Annotated in this window: 25 protein-coding genes; 8 read left to right on the top strand and 17 right to left on the bottom strand. The window is 27.9% G+C overall.

Annotated elements, in window-relative coordinates; translation table 11 throughout:
• Window positions 1-52: 52 nt before the first annotated feature.
• The 6 genes from ACKU3H_RS09875 (at window position 53) to ACKU3H_RS09850 (ending at window position 8046) form a co-directional block, all read left to right on the top strand.
• On the top strand, window positions 53-472 hold the full coding sequence (locus ACKU3H_RS09875) for a peptidylprolyl isomerase (protein ID WP_320033686.1): 420 nt from the start codon (window positions 53-55) through the stop codon (window positions 470-472).
• A gap of 144 nt (window positions 473-616) precedes the next feature.
• Complete coding sequence (locus ACKU3H_RS09870; protein WP_320033685.1) at window positions 617-1309, top strand: response regulator transcription factor; 693 nt, start codon at window positions 617-619, stop codon at window positions 1307-1309.
• A complete protein-coding gene (locus ACKU3H_RS09865; RefSeq protein WP_320033684.1) occupies window positions 1299-2987 on the top strand; it encodes an ATP-binding protein in 1689 nt (562 codons plus the stop codon). Before ACKU3H_RS09870 ends, ACKU3H_RS09865 begins: the two co-directional genes overlap by 11 nt.
• Window positions 2988-3072: 85 nt before the next feature.
• A complete protein-coding gene (gene dsrO, locus ACKU3H_RS09860; RefSeq protein ID WP_320033683.1) occupies window positions 3073-3855 on the top strand; it encodes a sulfate reduction electron transfer complex DsrMKJOP subunit DsrO in 783 nt (260 codons plus the stop codon).
• Complete coding sequence (gene nrfD, locus ACKU3H_RS09855) at window positions 3855-5036, top strand: NrfD/PsrC family molybdoenzyme membrane anchor subunit (RefSeq protein ID WP_320033682.1); 1182 nt, start codon at window positions 3855-3857, stop codon at window positions 5034-5036. Before dsrO ends, nrfD begins: the two co-directional genes overlap by 1 nt.
• Window positions 5023-8046 carry a molybdopterin-dependent oxidoreductase gene (locus ACKU3H_RS09850; protein ID WP_320033681.1) on the top strand — a complete coding sequence of 1008 codons (3024 nt, stop codon included), beginning with the start codon at window positions 5023-5025 and terminating at the stop codon, window positions 8044-8046. The genes nrfD and ACKU3H_RS09850 overlap by 14 nt, the downstream gene beginning before the upstream one ends.
• Window positions 8047-8079: 33 nt before the next feature.
• Here the strand turns inward: ACKU3H_RS09850 and ACKU3H_RS09845 are convergent, their stop codons facing one another.
• The 6 genes from ACKU3H_RS09845 to ACKU3H_RS09820 form a co-directional block, all read right to left on the bottom strand.
• Entirely contained in the window at window positions 8080-8394 is a 315-nt protein-coding gene (locus ACKU3H_RS09845; RefSeq protein ID WP_320033680.1) for a cupin domain-containing protein, read from the bottom strand.
• A gap of 2 nt (window positions 8395-8396) precedes the next feature.
• The gene (locus tag ACKU3H_RS09840) at window positions 8397-8798 is read right to left on the bottom strand and encodes a DUF2391 family protein (RefSeq protein WP_320033679.1); all 402 of its coding nucleotides are present in this window, start codon (window positions 8796-8798) and stop codon (window positions 8397-8399) included.
• A 62-nt stretch (window positions 8799-8860) separates the two neighbouring features.
• Window positions 8861-9193, bottom strand: coding sequence for a hypothetical protein (locus ACKU3H_RS09835; RefSeq protein ID WP_320033678.1), 333 nt, complete (start codon window positions 9191-9193; stop codon window positions 8861-8863).
• 94 nt (window positions 9194-9287) lie between these two features.
• Window positions 9288-9575, bottom strand: coding sequence for a hypothetical protein (locus ACKU3H_RS09830; protein ID WP_320033677.1), 288 nt, complete (start codon window positions 9573-9575; stop codon window positions 9288-9290).
• Between the two features lie 10 nt (window positions 9576-9585).
• Window positions 9586-9915, bottom strand: coding sequence for a hypothetical protein (locus ACKU3H_RS09825; RefSeq protein WP_320033676.1), 330 nt, complete (start codon window positions 9913-9915; stop codon window positions 9586-9588).
• Window positions 9916-9939: 24 nt separating this feature from the next.
• Window positions 9940-10110 (bottom strand): DUF1328 family protein, encoded by a 171-nt coding sequence (locus ACKU3H_RS09820; protein WP_320033675.1) that lies wholly within the window; start codon window positions 10108-10110, stop codon window positions 9940-9942.
• 185 nt (window positions 10111-10295) lie between these two features.
• On the opposite strand from ACKU3H_RS09820, the gene ACKU3H_RS09815 reads away from it, so the two are divergent.
• Complete coding sequence (locus ACKU3H_RS09815) at window positions 10296-10583, top strand: DUF3144 domain-containing protein (protein ID WP_320033674.1); 288 nt, start codon at window positions 10296-10298, stop codon at window positions 10581-10583.
• A 4-nt stretch (window positions 10584-10587) separates the two neighbouring features.
• Here the strand turns inward: ACKU3H_RS09815 and ACKU3H_RS09810 are convergent, their stop codons facing one another.
• From ACKU3H_RS09810 to ACKU3H_RS09770, 9 genes are all read right to left on the bottom strand, one after another.
• A complete protein-coding gene (locus ACKU3H_RS09810; protein WP_320033673.1) occupies window positions 10588-12387 on the bottom strand; it encodes a UvrD-helicase domain-containing protein in 1800 nt (599 codons plus the stop codon).
• A gap of 95 nt (window positions 12388-12482) precedes the next feature.
• A complete protein-coding gene (locus tag ACKU3H_RS09805) occupies window positions 12483-13127 on the bottom strand; it encodes an adenylate kinase (RefSeq protein WP_320033672.1) in 645 nt (214 codons plus the stop codon).
• Between the two features lie 79 nt (window positions 13128-13206).
• On the bottom strand, window positions 13207-13329 hold the full coding sequence (locus tag ACKU3H_RS09800) for a hypothetical protein (RefSeq protein ID WP_320033671.1): 123 nt from the start codon (window positions 13327-13329) through the stop codon (window positions 13207-13209).
• A 59-nt stretch (window positions 13330-13388) separates the two neighbouring features.
• Window positions 13389-13817, bottom strand: a complete 429-nt coding sequence (locus ACKU3H_RS09795; protein ID WP_320033670.1) for a hypothetical protein — start codon at window positions 13815-13817, stop codon at window positions 13389-13391.
• A complete protein-coding gene (locus ACKU3H_RS09790) occupies window positions 13817-14503 on the bottom strand; it encodes a DUF4198 domain-containing protein (RefSeq protein ID WP_320033669.1) in 687 nt (228 codons plus the stop codon). Before ACKU3H_RS09790 ends, ACKU3H_RS09795 begins: the two co-directional genes overlap by 1 nt.
• A 115-nt stretch (window positions 14504-14618) precedes the next feature.
• Window positions 14619-14966, bottom strand: coding sequence for a DCC1-like thiol-disulfide oxidoreductase family protein (locus ACKU3H_RS09785; protein WP_320033668.1), 348 nt, complete (start codon window positions 14964-14966; stop codon window positions 14619-14621).
• A gap of 222 nt (window positions 14967-15188) precedes the next feature.
• Window positions 15189-15398: a hypothetical protein gene (locus ACKU3H_RS09780; RefSeq protein ID WP_320033667.1), complete on the bottom strand. Its 210-nt coding sequence runs from the start codon at window positions 15396-15398 to the stop codon at window positions 15189-15191.
• Window positions 15399-15522: 124 nt separating this feature from the next.
• The gene (locus ACKU3H_RS09775) at window positions 15523-15957 is read right to left on the bottom strand and encodes a cupin domain-containing protein (protein WP_320033666.1); all 435 of its coding nucleotides are present in this window, start codon (window positions 15955-15957) and stop codon (window positions 15523-15525) included.
• Window positions 15958-16016: 59 nt separating this feature from the next.
• Window positions 16017-16796: a hypothetical protein gene (locus ACKU3H_RS09770; RefSeq protein ID WP_320033665.1), complete on the bottom strand. Its 780-nt coding sequence runs from the start codon at window positions 16794-16796 to the stop codon at window positions 16017-16019.
• A gap of 202 nt (window positions 16797-16998) precedes the next feature.
• Here ACKU3H_RS09770 and ACKU3H_RS09765 point away from each other — a divergent pair, with 202 nt between their 5' ends.
• Window positions 16999-17493, top strand: coding sequence for a hypothetical protein (locus tag ACKU3H_RS09765; protein ID WP_320033664.1), 495 nt, complete (start codon window positions 16999-17001; stop codon window positions 17491-17493).
• 65 nt (window positions 17494-17558) lie between these two features.
• On the opposite strand, the gene ACKU3H_RS09760 is transcribed toward ACKU3H_RS09765, so the two are convergent.
• Both ACKU3H_RS09760 and ACKU3H_RS09755 read right to left on the bottom strand, forming a co-directional pair.
• The gene (locus tag ACKU3H_RS09760) at window positions 17559-18014 is read right to left on the bottom strand and encodes a DUF3592 domain-containing protein (protein WP_320033663.1); all 456 of its coding nucleotides are present in this window, start codon (window positions 18012-18014) and stop codon (window positions 17559-17561) included.
• Window positions 18015-18149: 135 nt separating this feature from the next.
• A complete protein-coding gene (locus tag ACKU3H_RS09755) occupies window positions 18150-18497 on the bottom strand; it encodes a rhodanese-like domain-containing protein (RefSeq protein ID WP_320033662.1) in 348 nt (115 codons plus the stop codon).
• Window positions 18498-18605: the final 108 nt, after the last annotated feature.

Below are 18605 nucleotides of genomic sequence, written 5' to 3'. Positions count from 1 at the left end.
ATATAAAAAAATTTAGATATAGTGTATGATCAAAATCAAAAAAGGAGTCATTATGGCTATAGAAAACAATCAACTAGTATCGATAAACTACGAATTAAAGATAGAAGGAGAAGTTGTTGATAGCAATATTGACAAAGAACCACTAGAGTTTACATATGGTTCAGGACAAATTATTCCAGGACTAGAATCAAGAATCGCTGATATGAATGTAAATGACACAAAAGATATAAATGTACCGGCACAAGAAGCATATGGAGAATATAATCCAGAAGCAAAACAGTTAGTACCAAAAGAGCAATTTGGTGATTTAGAACTTCAAGTTGGAATGCCTCTTCAAGGTCAAGGTGAAGGTGGTCAACCTATCCAAGTAATTGTTACAAATATTTTAGATAATGAAGTTGAAGTTGATTTTAATCACCCATTAGCAGGGAAAGATTTAGATTTTTCAATTACTATCCAAGCTATTAAATAATTCTATGGGATTTCCCATAGATTATACTCTATTAAAAAGCTAACTTTAAATTTTTATAAAATAAAAAATATAATTCTCTTGATAAATAATATTTTATTAAGTATACTAAAAAGCAAAACCTGAAAATAAAATTTTGGAAAATATATGGAAAATGAAAACCATCTATTAGACCTACTTTCTAATAGAAAAGTTCTTTATGCAGAAGATGAAGAAGGGATACAAAACAATGTATCAAAACTATTAAAACTTTTTTTTAACAATGTAATCACAGTTAGCAATGGCGAAGATGCCTTAGATGAATATATTATAAATAGACCTGATGTTGTAATTCTTGATATTTGTATGCCAAATATTGATGGCTTGGAAGTTGTAAAAAAAATCAGAGAAACAAACAAAAAAGTACCAATTATTATATTAAGTGCTTACACAGATAATGAATATTTATGGAGAGCTGTTGAACAAAAAATTTGTAAATATCTTACAAAACCATTTAATAAAGCAGAATTTATAGAGGCTTTAAAAATTGTTGCTTTAGAATTAAGTGATTATTCAACACAAATAAAGATTGGTGATGGTTTTTATGATACTTGCGAAAAAAAGTTTAAAACGGAAAATAAAGAGATTCAATTATCAATTAATGAAAGTAAAATGATGGATTTGTTGCTATCAAAAATAAATCAGTCAATCTCTTATGATGAGATATGTGATTATATTTGGGCTGATGAAGAGTATCACTCTAAAGATGCCATTAAAGCTATTATAAAAGATTTGAGAAAAATCATTGGCAAAGATTCAATAAAAAATATTTTTGCAGTAGGATATAAACTTGAAATTTAATATTGATAAACTACAAAAAAATACCTCTACAAAAACTAAAACAACAGTTTTAGTAATCGGGATGTTTTTTGTTTTATCTCTATTTTTTGTATATATGCAATATGCAACAACAAAAGAGTTTATTCAAGAGAGTCAAAAAGCCTATGAAAAAAAACTAAACTCTATTTTTGAAGAATCTATTATAAGAGTTGAAAAGTTTTACCATAATAGAGGATTGGCAAATTTAAACTCTTATGGGATACAAGAGGCACTAAGTAACCAAGATAAAAACAAACTTTATGCACTTTCAAAAAATCGTTGGAAAATTTTAAGAAATGAAAATAGATTTTTAAAATCTATGATTTTTTTTGATAAAGATAAAAATCTACTAACCTATTTAGGTGAAAGCCCTGCAAATAATATAACACCTTCAAACAACTCTTTATTTATAGATACTTCAAACAATCATTTAAATTATATAATAACTATTTCTTCTAAAAACAATGGATATTTAGTATTTATGATAGATTCAATATATTTCTTATCTGAGATATATGAGCTTGCAAATATAGAATCTTATATTGTTTCAAATGATAAAACAAAACCTATAATAAGCCTAAAAAACTCTAAGGGGTTATCTTTAACAAACTATTTAACAAAACAAAAAAACGAAGTACCAAAACTATTTAATTTAGATTCAAATATATTTACAACACACCATATAAAAATCAATAATGTAGTAAGTGATAATAGCTTTGAAATCCTATTTTTCCAAGATATCACCTCTGGACAACAAAGACTATCTAATACTGTGCTAAAAAGTTTTTTTCTTATATCTATTTTAGGAACAATTGCGTTAATAGTTATGCATTATGGATTTAAAGTATTAATTGTAAGACTAGAAGAGAGTCAAGAGGAGCTATCTTCTTTAAATAAAAATCTTGAAAAAAGAGTGGAAGAAGAGGTTGCTTTAAAAACAAAAAAAGAGAAAGAAGCAAAAGAGAAAGAGAGAATATTAGTTCATCAAAGTAAATTAGCAAGTATGGGTGAGATGATAGGAAGTATTGCCCACCAATGGAGACAACCTTTAACACAACTTAGTAGTATTTTGGTTTTTATAGAACTTTTATATGAAAAAAACAAACTTACAAAAGAGGAATTAAGAGGCTCTATTCAAGAAGCAGAAGAACAAATAAAGTTTATGTCTAAAACCATAGATGACTTTAGAAACTTTTTTAAACCAGATAAAGAGAAAAAAGTTTTTAGTCCAAAACAAAGTATAGAAAAAAGTTTATCTCTTATCTCTTCTAGTTTAGAAAACCATAAAATAAAAGTAGCTATAGATTTTAAAAATGAGTTTACAATAAATGGATATGAAAATGAATTCTCTCAAGTTATCCTAAATATCTTAAGTAATGCAAAAGATATATTAATAGAAGAGAAAATCAAAAACCCACAAATTACAATCAAAGTTGATAAATATAAAAACAAATCACAGATACAAATTTGTGATAATGCAGGTGGAATAAAACTCTCTCCTTTAGAGAAAGTATTTGAACCCTATGTTAGTACAAAACACGCAAGTACTGGTACAGGGATAGGTTTATATATGAGTAAAAATATTATAGAAAAAAGTATGAATGGCTCATTAAGTGTTCATAACAACGAAAAAGGAGCTTGTTTTACAATTCTTCTATAAATTAAACTATATAAAAGTTTAATCTCCCTAGTTTCACACAAGTTACTGTTATAGTTTCCTTATAGTATATAAGGAGGCTATAATTATGGATGAATCAAAAAGAAATTTCATAAAAGGCGGACTTGCCACACTTTTTGTCGCAACAACTTCTGCAAAAGCTTTTTCACTAAAAAATCCCGGAAGAGATGAAGAAGACTTAAGATATATCGGAAATAAAAATAAACAATATGCAATGGTAATTGACTTAAGACAATGTGTTGGTTGTCAAGCTTGTACATCTGCATGTATGGTAGAAAATGATGTACCAATAAATCAAAATAGAACTTCAGTAACAGAGATGGAATTGGGTGAATTTCCAGATGTAAGAAAAGCATTTTTACCTCAGCTTTGCAACCACTGTGATGATCCAGCTTGTGTTCCTGTATGTCCTACTGGTGCTACATTTAAAAGAGAAGATGGAATTGTAGTTGTAGATTCTGAAATCTGTTGGGGATGTGGTTATTGTGCAAATGCCTGTCCATACGATAAAAGATTTATGAATAGCAAAACAAAAGTTATGGATAAATGTACATTCTGTGCTCACAGAGTTGATGAAGGTTTACTTCCAGCATGTGTTGAAACTTGTGTTGGTGGAGCTAGAATTTTTGGTGATTTAAATGATAAAACATCAGAGGTTTCAAAACTATTAGCAAATTATCCAACTAATACTCTAAAAACAGAACAAGGAACTAAGCCACAAGTATTTTATATAGGACTAGATGGTCGTGTAGAAAATGTATTAAATGCCACAGCAAATCTCGATGATATTATGAGAAAAGAGATTGGTCTTGATAAACAAGAATGGGCAACAATGCTAGGAGAAAAATAATGGATACTTTAATCACAACACTTTCAGCAATAACTCCTGACAAAGTCTGGGGAATTGATGTACCAAACTATTTTTGGTTTACAGGTAGTTCAGCGGCTGCTTTTATTATCTCAAGTTTTGCCCATGTATTTGGGATGGAAAAGTATAAACCAATTGCAGGTTTTTCTCTTCTAATGGCACTTGTTTTACTTATAGCAGCACCAATGAATCTAATTGATGATTTATCACAACCAGGAAGATTAGCAAACTTTTTCTTATATGGATGGGAAAACTTTCCAACTTCTCCAATGAAATGGGGAGTACTTTTACTTATGGCCTACCCTATTTTGATATTTTTTGAAGCTTTGATTTTATATCGACCATATTTTGTAAAAAGAATGGAAAAAAGTTCAGGTATAAAAAGAAAAATCTATTCAATCTTAACACTTGGAAGATATGAAATAAATAAAGAAGAGGATAAAAAAGACCATAAATTAGGTTTTATTTTAGGCTCAATTGGTATTCCCTTAGCTTTATGTGTACATGGATATACAGGGTATATTTTAGGTGCAGTTCATGCAAACTACTTATGGAGTACACCTTTAATGCCAATTTTATTTTTAGCTTCAGCTATGGTTTCAGGAACTGGACTTTTAATAATCTTAATTCCAATATTCCAAAAATTCTTTACAAAACAAGCTAGAGTTGATAGAGATATTATTGCACAGCTTGCAAAACTTCTTGCTTGGTTTATAGTTATAGATTTAACAATCAGAGCATTATGGCTAAGTTTTGCAATACCTTTTGGAAATGAACCTAAAAACTACTTATTAGAGTTTTTTACACTTCATTTTAATATGACAGTATATGTGGAATATATTTTATGTTTAATTATCCCAATGATTATTGGATTTACAAAATTAAGACATAACCTACCTTTGGTTTTTATAACAGGTATTGTTGTAGCTATTGGGGTTTGGCTTTTTAGATGGAGTACAGTAATTGGTGGACAAACTATCCCTAGAAGCATGTCAGGATTTTTAGAATATACACCACACTTAATAGGACAAGGAAGTATAACAGCAATAGTAGCTAACTGGATGCTTTTTATAGCTCTTGTGTCTTTAGTAACTGCTCTTTTTCCTTGGGATGAAGAGATGGATGAGCACTATAATAAAGGAGTAGATTATGAACAAAAATAGAAGAAGATTTTTATTAGGAACAACAGTTGTAGCAGGTTGTGCTTCTGTTGTTGGATATAAAGATACATTAAAAGCTGCTGCTACAATGAGTAGAAATGGCGAAAAAACAAATGATCCAATCTATACTAATTCTCTTGAAACAGAAGGGATTATATTTGATAAATTTTCTAAAAATGATGATTACTCTTTAAGAAGTAGTGTATGTAATGGATGTACTACTCACTGTGGTGTTAGAGTTAAAGTAGATAATAAAACAGATAATGTAGTAAAAGTAACAGGAAATCCATATAGTCCTTTATCTAGTGACCCATGGCTTCCTTACAATACATCTTTGGAAAAAAGTTTTTCTCTTCTAGAAAGAGATTCTAAAGAGAATTTAACTTACAGATCAACTGCTTGTGCAAGGGGTAATGTAGTATTTGATAAGATAAATGATAAATTAAGAGTATTAAAACCTTTAAAAAGAGTAGGAAATAGAGGTGAAAATAAATGGGAAGAGATAGAGATAGAACAACTTCTTGAAGAGATAACAAAAGGTGGGAATCTTTTTGGTGAAGGTGAAGTTGAAGGGTTAGCTTCTATTAGAGACTTAACAACTCCTATTAAAAATGAAAATCCAGAAATGGGACCAAAAGCCAATCAATTGTGTATCTTAGGAACAGGAGATGATGGAAGAAAAGCTTTTATGGTACATAGATTTAAAAACTCTTTTGGAACAATGAACTATCAAGGGCATACATCTATTTGCGGACTTTCTATGCGTTCAGGAGAAGCTTCTTATTTGGGTGATTTTAAAAAATATCCCCACTTAAAACCAGATTTTGAATATTGTGAATATTTATTAACTTTTGGTACAGCTCCAGGGCAAGCAGGTAATCCTTTTAAAAGACAAAGTAAACTTCTTACAAAAGGAAGAGTAAAAGAGAATTTAAAGTGTGTAACTGTAGCACCTATGCTTACAAACTCTGATAATATAGCTGTTGGAGAAAAGAGTGAATGGATTCCTATCTTGCCAGGTGGAGACTTGGCTTTTGCAATGGGACTTTTACAAGTTATTATTGCTAACTCTTTATATAATGAGAAATATCTTAGAATTCCATCTTTAGAAGCCAAAGAGAGATTAAACGATGCTTCATATACTAATGCTACACATTTAGTGATTCAAGAGGGAAAAAATAAAGGTAAATTTTTAGAACAAGATAAAGAGCCTTTAGTTCTTGATGCAGTAGATGGAAAACTAAAAAAAGCTTCACTTGTAGACCAAGCTGAATTATTTGTTGACAAAGTGATTACTATTGATGAAACAACATATAAAGTTAAAAGTTCAATGACACTTTTAAAAGAGAGTGCATTTGAACAATCACTGGAAACTTATGCAGAAGAATCAGGGATAAGTAAAGAAAAAATTATCGCAACAGCTAAAGAGTTTACATCACATGGAAGAAAAGCTGCAACAGATTGTCATGGTGGGACTATGCATACTACAGGATTTTATACTACTTATGCAATTATGATGTTAGGTGCAATGGTAGGAAATCTAAACTACAAAGGCGGTATGAGTGCTGGTGGTGGAAGATATAAAGACTTCAAAGGTTCAAAATACAATCTTGTAGGATATAAAGGGAAAGTTAAAGCCAAAGGCTACAGAGTAGATAAAACAAGAGTAGCTTATGAAAAAACTGCTGAATTTAAAGAAAAAATAGCAAAAGGTGAAAATCCATACCCTGCAAAAGATACTTGGTATCCTTTTACAAATGCTATAGAATCAGATATTATCACTAATAGTGCAAATGAATACCCATATAAGTTAAAAGCTCTTATTAGCTGGAATGCAAATTTTGTTTATGGTCAAAGTGGTTCACAAAATATTGTAAAACTACTTAAAGACCCAAATACTTCAGTTCCTTTAATCATTGCTATTGATCCATTTATAAATGAAACATCTCAATATGCTGATTATATCGTACCTGATTCAGTTATATATGAAACTTGGGGAGTTGCAGGAGCTTGGGCTGGATCTCAAACAAAAATAAACACTGCAGCATTTCCAATGATAAAACCAAAACAAGCAAGATTTAAAAATGGTGAACCAATTTGTATGGATAGTTTTATGATTGAGTTAGGTAAAAAACTTAATCTTCCAGGATTTGGAGAAAATGCTATTGTAGGAAATGATGGTAAAAAATATCCTTTAAATAGACCTCAAGATTTTTATATAAGAGCATTTGAGAATATTGCACTTGATAAAAATGGTGTTCCTGATATCACAGATGAAGAGATTAAATTAGCAAGTTTAGAACCATATATAAAAACCTTACAAAATATTAGTGGTGAAAACTGGAGAAAAACTGCTTATGTCATGGCTAGAGGTGGAAGATTTGAAAGTAAAGAAGATGGGTATAAAGAGGATAAGTTAGCCCATAAATATACAAATATTATAAATATCTATAACCAAACTGTTGGTACATCAAAACATGCCTTAACAGGTGAAGAGTTTAGTGGAACGCCTAGATTTTATATGGCAAGACTTAATGATGGGAAACTATTAAAAGATATATATCCCAAAAATAGATTTCCAATGTTGGCATTTAGTTATAAATCAAATGTTTTATCACAATGTGATGCTTCAAGTAGTAAACTTCAACATATAAGATTTACTACTTATGTTGATATGAATCCAAGTACTGCCAAAGAAAAAGGCTTAAAACATGGAGATATGGTAAAAATAACTTCACAAGATGGTATAGTAACGGGAATGCTTAGATATAAAAATGGTTTATATCCTGAATGTATTGGTATAGAGCATGGTTTAGGAAGAGATGCGGAAGGTGCAGTTGCTGTTACAATAAACAACAAAACATTTGAAGCAAGAGTAGCAAGAAAAAGTGGTGTAAATATAAATAAATTAGGACTTCTAGACAAATCAAGAAGATTAGCCACACTTGGAGATTTTGTTATTGGTTCAAATGCTAGACAAGCAATACCTGTAGATATAACAAAAATAAGTTAATTTAGAATGTAGGCTTTTAGCCTCATTCTAGACTTAATAAAAAACTGCCAGCCAGATTGTTGGCTCATCTTTTAAAGTGTATTCCACTCTATGTTTTCTTTTGGAAGGGATATTTATATAATCACCTTCTAACATAGGAACTTTTTCGTTTTCAAATTCAAGTATAGCTTCACCTTTTAAGATAATAACAAACTCATTTTCATCTTGAGAATACCAAAAATCTTTTGGTGAACATTGTCCATTTGATACAATTTTTTCTATTCTTACATTTTCATTTTTTATTAAATCAATAAACTGTTCATTTTTTTTATCGATTAAAATGTCATCATAAATATTGTCAAATAGCATTTTTATTCCTTATCAAAACCATCAACAATAATAGCTCCCATGGAAGCTGGCATAGATATTACTATTATTCTTTTTATTGCTATAACTGTTTCATCAATCAAGGGTAATTTGTCTATTGCTAAAAGTATTAAAAAAACTACTACTGTAGCAATCAAATATGCAATAAATACTCTGAAAACAAAAGCAAAGAGTCTATGTTTTACAGCACCTTGAAATATACTTTGAAAAGTATAAAAACCTAAAAAACAAAAAGATAAGAGAAGTAATAAAGATAGGTTAAAAAAAGGCAAAGTTTCACTTAATCGCCAAGCCTCTTCTGAGAAAGATATTGGAATTGCCAAGGCAAAAGAACCAATAATTATCTGACTAACATCTTCTAAATTAAATCTCAAATCTTTTGACATAGCTACACTTTTTAATCTTTTTTCTAAAGATATAATTATATTGATTAAATTATGCTTTTATGTTATTTTGCCAAATAATCATTTTTTAGACAATTTTCACATTTAATTATATCTTCATAATTGATTTTATCAAGTTCTAATTCTTTGAATTCCTCTTTTATAATCTTAATTGCTTCTTCATCAGCAGAATATAAAATCGATTTTCCATCCATATTTCCGCTAACTACCTTATCAGTTTTAGACAAGACTCTATTAAGGCTATCTTCCCAATATTGTAGAAGTTCATCATTATCTTCTAACTCATCATAACGAATATCCCATTTAAGACATAAGTCTGGTAAAAGACCACATGTTCTTTTATCATAAAAATCAATTGTTATTCCTTGAAGTTCCATAATAAACTCCTTTATATGTTTTTTTAATTTTATAACCTACATTCTTAATCCATTAAATTATCTATGAATTAATAATGTAAGTTAAGTTTCAAAATTATTTATCAAATTTTGAAAGGGCTGCTTTTAAACTACTTTCCATGATTTCAGTAGATTTTTCAAATCCCGCTTTAAATTCATCCCAAGCATCACTACTTGAAGATTTTAATTTATTAAATTTATCAAGAGTTTCATCTTTTAAAGAATTTAATTCCTCTATCTTTTTATCATATTCAATTTTGGCATCAGCTTCTAAACCATCTTTTTTTGCTTTTAGAACTTGAATTCGTCCATCTATTTCATCTAATTTAGCTTGTGCTTTTTGTTCATATGTATTTTTATCCATAATATCTCCTTTATTCTTTAACTTTTTCTTTTACATCTTCATATGTTTCTTCAACTTTATCCTGAACATCATCAATTGTATCGCTTACTTTATCTTCATTTGAATCAACAACATCTTCTGCTTCATCGACAATATCCTCTGCTTTATCAGATACATCTTCACTCTTATCATCTATAGTATCTTCTGCATTATCAATAACATCTTCTACTTTATCTCTTACATCTTCACTTGTATCTTTTATATTCTCTTTTACACTAGAAACTTTTTCTTCAACTTCATTATCATTGCAACCTTGTAAAATAAAAACTAAAAATGGTATTAGTAGTAATAATTTCTTCATTTGAATCCTTTTAATATTTTTTGTCTAAGGAGTTTTTCCCCTAAGAGCTCTTGAAACTGCTGAAACTATAAGAAGTATTAAAAAAATAAAAAATAATATTTTTGCAATACTTGCAGCAGCACCTGCAATACCTGTAAAACCTAAAACTCCAGCAATAATTGCTAAAATTAAAAAGGCAAAAGACCATGATAACATCCCATCCTCCTATATTTACAAACCTAATTGTGTTACAACTCATTAGGTTACTACTAATTTAACAAATGCAACTTAAAATTAAATAAATTAAAAATATTATTTATTATTTATAGATTATTTTTACAAAAATTCCAAATTAGTATAAAGAAAAATTTCAATATAATAAAAGAAAAACAAGGTATAAAATGACAAATAATAATGGATTTTTAATAAGAGCAGACCAGCATATTGCTTTAGCAAATGAACAATTAGAAGAAAACACAACACAAGGTGAAGTTAGTGCATCTTTGATGTACGCAGCAGCAAGATTTAATGCCTGGATGGCTTCAACTTCTTTTGAATCAAAAGAAGCAATGGAAGCTGAAAAACAAAAAGTTATAGAGTATTTTACAGAGCAATATAAATTAGCTTTAGGTGAAAATATAGATAATCATATAGAAAACTACGATTTTTCACAAAATGATGTAAAATAGTTCATCAAGCTAGTATAGTTTTACTAGCTTTTTGATTGTTCTTTACTAAAGTTGATAAGATATTTTTCTCCTCTTTAGTTATAACTTCACTTTTTAATAATTCAGCTAATATGGCTGTGGAAGTTCTTTCTAGTTTTGTAGCTATTATGGCTATATTTGTATCTTTTTTGTATAAACTTTTTAGTTTTATTCTATCTTCTAAAGACCATTTTAAACCACTATTTTTAGCTTTCCCTTTTTCAATGTTTTTATTTTCTCTAATCTTTTGAAACTCATCTTTGTCCATTTTTGATAAAACAATATTTTTGTCATCTTTTTCAAACTCTTCATTTGTATCAGATATCTTTTTATCAATTAGTTTTTCTAGATTTGAATACATAAGATAATGGAAGTTTTCACTATCTTTTACAAGTTTTGTTTTTGCTCTTGTTAAAGCCACATAAAAAAGGTTAAACTCATCAATCAACTCTTGATTTGTAAGTTTTTTCAACTCTTTTTTAAACTGTTTTAAACTTGTATATCCCATATCTAAAATCAAGTCTGCAAAATTTGGAAAATCATCTGCTACAACTACACTATCCCACTCCAAACCTTTTGCTGTGTGAGCTGTAGTTAGAAATAAAATCTCATTTAATCTTTTGTCAAAATTGTTTAAATCTCTATTTTGCCAAGCTTTATAAAACTTTTGAGCTATCTCTTTGAAATCAAATATTTGATTTTGATACTCTTTTACTATTTTTAAAGCACTTCTTAGTTCAAAGTCATCTGTTTCTTTTGCATAAGAAGCTAACTCTTCTTCATCTTTAAAACCTTTTAAAAAAGGGTTTTTTCTTATCATATCTGTTTCATTGTTTAGTAAATAGTATATTTCAATACTAAGACTAAATATCTCATCAGGATTTCTAACAGTGACAAAAGGTTTTCTTTGTTCTATTCTTTTTGAGATAACTGAGATTAGGTGGGCATTTGTTCTTGAGATATAACCAAAGGTTTTTAACTCATCATTGTTTTTATTTGATTTTATATCAACTTGTTCATCTTTGAAGCTTTTTAATAAAATATTTGCATAGTTTGCAATCTCTTTGTTAAATCTAAAACTTTCTGATAAATATAATTGTTTATCACAAGAGATTTTATCAAGGGCATTTTTACTACCTCTGAAACTATATATTTGTTGATGTCTATCCCCAACATAGATTTTAATTTTTGAGCTTAAACAGTTAAATATTCCTAGGGTTACTTCATTTGTATCTTGAGCTTCATCTAGCATCACAATATCATAGGTAAATTGTGGGATTTGCTCTTTTGAGATAAGTAGATAATAGTATTTTAAATAAAAGCTATGTGTAGGTTTTAAAACACCAATTAACATATGATCAAACATCTTTTTTGCAGTTTTATGCTCTATATCTTCTTCATTTATTTTTTCTTGTGTGTTATTGCAAAAATTTTCAAAGATTTTTAATGCACTTAAAGCTTTTGTATAAGGTATCTCAAACTCATTTGCAATATCTATTGCCCTATAGTTTTGCAAGCGGCTTAAATCTATATCAGTATATTTTTTTATAGCACTATAGGCTAAGCCGTGAGTTGTTTTTACATAAGCATTGCTAGGAAAAGTTGAACTTGCTTCGTTTTTAATTGCACTGTTAAATGCTAGATAAAGAATTTTTCTATCTTTATACTCATTTGCTATACATCTTAAAGTTGTAGTCTTCCCTGTGCCTGCAAAAGCGTTTATTTTTATATTTTTATATTTTGAGACAGCTTTTAGTATCTCTTTTTGTTCATTAGTTAAATTCATAAATCAATATTAACAAAAAATTTTCAAATGCTATAGAAATATTGCAGTTTGTAAGATTGAGTTGAAGTAAAACTTCAACTCATAAGAGGTTTTGATTAAGCTTCAATTGCAGAAAACATATCTGCTGTAACTTCTGATACATCTTTTGTACCATCAAGTTCTACCATAACACCCATCTTAGTATAAAACTCAATTAATGGAGCTGTTTGCTCATGGTATGCACCAAGTCTGCTTTTTACAGTTTCAGCATTATCATCTTTTCTGATAATAAGTTCACCACCACAGTAATCACATACATTTTCCTCTTTTGAAGGATTAAATTCAACATGGAAAGATGCTCCACATTTTGAACAAACTCTTCTTCCTGTGATTCTTCCTACGATTAATTCATCTGGAACATTTAATGAAATAACTTTATCTAAAGAGATAGCCATTTTTTCCATTAGTTCACTTAAAGCTTCTGCTTGAGCTAAAGTTCTTGGAAAACCATCAAGAATAAAACCTTTTTTACAGTCATCCTCAGCTAATCTATCTTTGATAATACCAATAATAGTTGAATCAGGAACTAATTTACCCTCATCCATAAACTTTTTAGCTTCCATTCCCATTTCAGTTTTGTCTGCAATAGCAGCTCTTAAAATATCCCCTGTAGAGATTTGTGGGATATCATACTTTTCAATTAAAAATTTTGCTTGTGTACCTTTACCTGCACCTGGTGCACCAAATACCATTAAATTCATAGTCAATTTCCTTAGTTTTAGTGGTGTGATTGTATAAAGAAATTCGTTAAAACTAGATAATACGAAAGAAATATCTAGCTTATTTTTTTTGTTGTGCTATTTTTTGGTTTGTTTCTTTGATATTATCAAATCTATCTTTCATCAAAACAAACATATATCCAATAGCAACAACAACTATAGTTATAATAAAAATATTTTTCATTTCATATCCTCAATATTTAAAATATTAGTATACAAAATTTATATTAAAATCAATAATGCTTAACTTTTCTTTCTTTGAAAAAAACTAAATGCACCAAAAATACCAAAGATAATTCCTAAAATACTTAAGATACCTAAATACCTTTCTATAGGAAGTTTATCAAAATCTTTAACTTTATAATCATCTGATAATTCAATATTAAACTCTTTTTCGTGGTTCCCATGATCACTTGACATAGAAACTTTTACATGCCATGTGCCTGCACTATCAGGCATAAAAGCAAAATTTCCATTTATGTCAGTATATCCTTTTGCATAAGCTAAACTTCCTCCTGGGGCAAAAACTTTTACTTCTGCATCACTTATACTAATATTATTAGCAGAAGAGAGATGAATACTAATCGCTCCCTCTACTACATTATAAAAAATACCATGCGCAAATAATGAAATATTTGAAATCAAAAATGCAATAAGATACTTTTTTATCACTATTTTACCTCAAAAGAGATACTACTTTGAATAGTAATATTATTTACATTTGGATCATTTATTTCACTTGAATAATATTTTGCTGCAATTATTTGTAATCCAGTTGATTTTACAGGTATATATGCAATACCAAATTTATTTGTTTTTATATCTAAATCCTCATAATCAGATGTTTCGAAACCTGCATTTTGTAAAGCTTCCCCATCTTTTAAAACTAAAACTGGTAGTTTTTCACCTTTTTTTATGTTTAAAGGATTGATTAAAGGCACAACTTCCATACTTAAACCTACAGGGTTTATAAATGAATCACTCCAAGAGAAATATCTTTTTCCATATTTGATACTTTTTAAAGTATTAAAAACCATACCTTTATATTTGCTTGGTTCTATATTTTCATAACCTTTATCAGTTCTAGTCCAATATCCAGCATCAAAAGATAAAGCTATCATCGCAGGTTTTTTTGCCATAAATAATTGTGTACCCTTTGAATAATCAATTCCTGTTTTTATCTCTTGGTTATTTTGATCATAAGCAGTAGCACCTTTTAGTTGTTTGATATCAAAATTATCATATTTTCCATGTGCCCAAAACTGAGCACTATAAACATTATTTTCTAGTTTTGCTGTTATTTGATGTGCAAAAACAAAACTAGTAGTAAGTATTGCTGATAAGATTATTTTTTTCATTATCTCTCCTATTAATTTTGAGAGGAGTTTAACAAGTGTATTATAAACAATGAATAAAATTATTTTTTTCTTATGTATTTTTAGAACTAAAGTTGATAATAATTACTATAATTAGCTAAATTTTAGTATCTTTACCTATTAAATTAAGAATAATTTTTCTTAATATTTTTACAAATGAATAGATATAATTTCTAAAAAATTTATTATCTTTAAAATAAATTCTTTTTTTAGAGATTTTATTTAAATATATAATTGCATCTGAACCTTGATATAAATCTTTTTCATCTACTCTTATTATAAATCCATCATTTATATCAAATCCAAGATTTCTAAATTCATCAATAGTCTTTTTACTCTCTCTTACATTTTGAAGAATAAGATTATGATTTTGTTTTAGTTCTATATAATTTGCATAATATTTACAAAAAGGACACTCTTTATCATAGTATAGTTCTATTTTCATATTTAATTATACTATGATTTAGGTTGTTTTTTATTTCTTTTTTAATGAAGTACAGATACATATACAAAAAACGAGGAAAGATAATAAAATACACTAAATACACCAAAAATGATTTGATCTTCATACTTTTCTAACATAACACAGCCTTTATAAAATAATAATCCATTTTATATTTAATTTATGTATTTTTGTATGAAGAAATAGTTAGTTTATAAAATTATTCTATTTCTTATTTTTCTTTCTTGAAGCTTTTGCCATTTTGGCTTTTTTCTTAGCTTTTTCTTTATTTAAGCTTGCACTTTTTCTAGCATTTACCACTTGGTCTTTTACTGTAGTATCTTTTGAAAATGCTTTTGGAGTAGAATTACTTCCAAGTTTGATAAGATCAACTTTTGAACTTTTTACACTGTTATTGTTTTGACTTTTAGCCATTTGCAACCCTAGATTTATTTAATAAATTATCATTTAGAAAAGAAACTGTAAATATAATTTCTTTTTTAAAAACTTTGAAATAATAGTTAGTTAAATATTAATAAAAGATAAATTCTAATATTTTCTACCATTTAGTTCTTTCAATCACGCTAATACCATCTTCTGTAGGTTTTTTACTATTCATACTATCTTCTCTTGTTTGTATTACAATATATAAAAGATTTGTATCTTTTGAAGTATTACAAATATTTCTGACCTCTTTAGGACTAACTTTTACTACACTACCCTCTTCTATTTGAAATTTATTTCCATCTATTTCAAATTCTCCATTACCCTTTAGTATAATAAAGATCTCTTCATTTTTTATATGTTTATGATCAAAAGGGAAGTATTGACCTGGAGCAAAGCTGTTTAAAGATATTTCACTTCCACTTAAACTCATTAATTCATTTAAAAAAATTTTACCTTCTAATACCTTTTTTGAATCTGGCAAGGTATATTGACTATCTTTAATATCTTCAAATTTTCCAATATTTATAAATTCAAAACTTTTTGACATATATATCCTTTTTATAAATTTTTGAATTTATAATTTTAACTCTTTTTTACTAAATAGTTTTAGATATTTTCTTTTATGTACTTTGACATACTCTCTACAACCTTTTCTTCAACACCTAAATATCCATGATGGGATTTAGCTCGACATGGGCCTTGAACTTCATGTCCACCTTCAAAAATACTAACTTGTACTTTTTTTGTATTTGATAAAAGCTCTTTTATTTTTTGTGCTCCTGAAGCTGGTGTATGTTTACAAGCATCATCTTTATGAGCAGTTATTAAAACTGGAACTTTTATTTCATCTAAATCCATTTGTGTAACAGCTATACCTCTAGAGCTTTCTTCACTAATACTTGAACTTAAAATCAAACCATCAATTCCAACTTTTGTATTTATAGCTATACTTGCAGCTGACTCAGTCCCTCTACTTGTACCTATCAACCAAATAGGCAATGAGTATTTTTCTTTTAAATATGAGATAACCTTATCTATATCTTCTTGGTGAGAAACACTATTTCTAAAACCACCTAACATACCTTTTTTAACTTGCTTATCACTTGGAGCATCTACAACAGCTACATTAAATCCATTTTTTACAAAATCATCTTTTACTCTAACTAAAAAATTTAATTTTCCCCAACCATAATTAACACCAATATATGATGCAGATAAATCCAATGCACCTTTTCCACCTACAAATAATATCAAACTCGCTACAGGATTCCTAGCTTCTATTAATTCAAACTTCTGGGTAATCCCCTCTCTAGTATTCAACTCAATTAATTTTCCTGCAAAAATATTTACACTAAAAATTATAAAAAAACAAACTATCTTTTTCATATGCTATCCTAGTATTTTCATAAGTATAATAGTTGTTTTTATATTAATATAAGTTAATAATATTTTTATTTTTTACTATAAAAAAATGAAAAAAATAGTGTATAAAATTTATTATGAATATTTGTTCATTTTCACTTGTATTTTTATTTCTATTGTGATAATATTCGCAAAAATTAAGCCCATAAAATAAGGAATAAAAAAAGTGGCAGATGTCCAAGAAAAAAACCTTCTAGAAAAGGTTTTTAGTCAGCTAAATCAATTTGATAAAATTTTAGAAAATAAAATCGATATCATATTTTTGCGTATTATAAATTTGTTAAAACATCTATTTATATTGAGTATGATAGTTTATTTAGCAGTTTGTATATTAAGTCTTTCTCATAAAATGATTTCATTGACTCTTTCACAAGGAGCATTAGATTTTATGTCTATAAAAATGATATTAACAGATGGTTTATTTACCTTGATTGTATTGGCAATAGTAAAAACACTATTTATAAAAAGTGGTTTTGAATATGCCCTAACCTTCCTAGAGATTGCATTCGTAGTTATCATAAGAAAGTTAATTTTACTTGACACAGTACCTGAAGAAACAAGTCTATTATTAGTATTAGGTGTAACATCATCAATATTTTTTATTTTGATTGTTTATATACATAACCTAAAAAGAACTTGGCAAAAAGAAGATAAAGTCTAAGTACAAAAGGCAATAATAGATTAACTCTATTATTGCCTACAGTAAGAATGAGCTAATAATTTTACTTAACTATTTAAAAGAAATATTCCTGCACTTATAAATATTACTCCTGTAATCATTGGGGTAAAATTCCATATAGTAGCTCCAGGAAATAGTACACTATCCCCATGATTTTTGGGATTATAATAAACAATAATTTTATTTGTAGATAAATACTCATTTAATAGTTTGTTTAGGCAACTCATTGGTTTATTAACCATGTCAGAAAAAGTGACTCTTTTTGAAATATATATTTTTCCATCAACTTCATATTCATATTGAACATCAATATGAATACTTTTCCAATCAATATTTTTTGTTATAATATCTCTAGAAATATGAAGTCTTGTCCCCTTATCTAACAATACACCAGATGTTTTTTCCCAACTTTTACTTTTAGTGGCTCTTAATATCAAACTTGTAAGAAATATAATTAAACCTACTCCAATAAAAATAAGAAAATAAGGTAAGTAGCTTTCCATAATTATTATTTACTCCCTAACATTATTTTAATTTTCATAATATTCAAAATCAGTTTAACAAGCTCTTTTATATAAAATTTGTAGGCTAAGTTTTTTCATTATTACAAATCAGAAATACTTAGAATAAAAGCTGTTTTAAAACTTTAAAAGAGATTTCCACATACCAGCATTATGCACATTCTCAAAGCCATTAGATAATAAAAGACGTCTTGCTAAGCCACTTCTACTCCCACTAGCACAACAAACAATTATAGGTTTATTATTGTCTAACTCATTTATTCTATTTTTTAGAGAATCTAATGGGATATTTACGCTTCCCTCTTTATTAGCTAAACTAAACTCTTCTTTTGTTCTAACATCAATAATCTGGGCACCCTCTTCTAAAAGAGATGGTACAAGTTTTAAGACCTGGTATTGAGTATATTTTTTATAAGCTATGAAAGCTATTATTGCAATTATAGGGTAGATTAGAGTTTCATTCATAAATTATTTTTCCTAATTAAATTTTTGTGAAGAGAATTATATCTATTTGAGTTTAATTTTTGCTCTTATTTAAAATATAATATTATGAGTGTTTACTTAGGTATAACT

Source organism: Halarcobacter sp., assembly GCF_963675975.1.
Classification (GTDB): Bacteria; Campylobacterota; Campylobacteria; order Campylobacterales; family Arcobacteraceae; genus Halarcobacter.
This window is presented reverse-complemented; position numbering and strand designations above follow the sequence as displayed.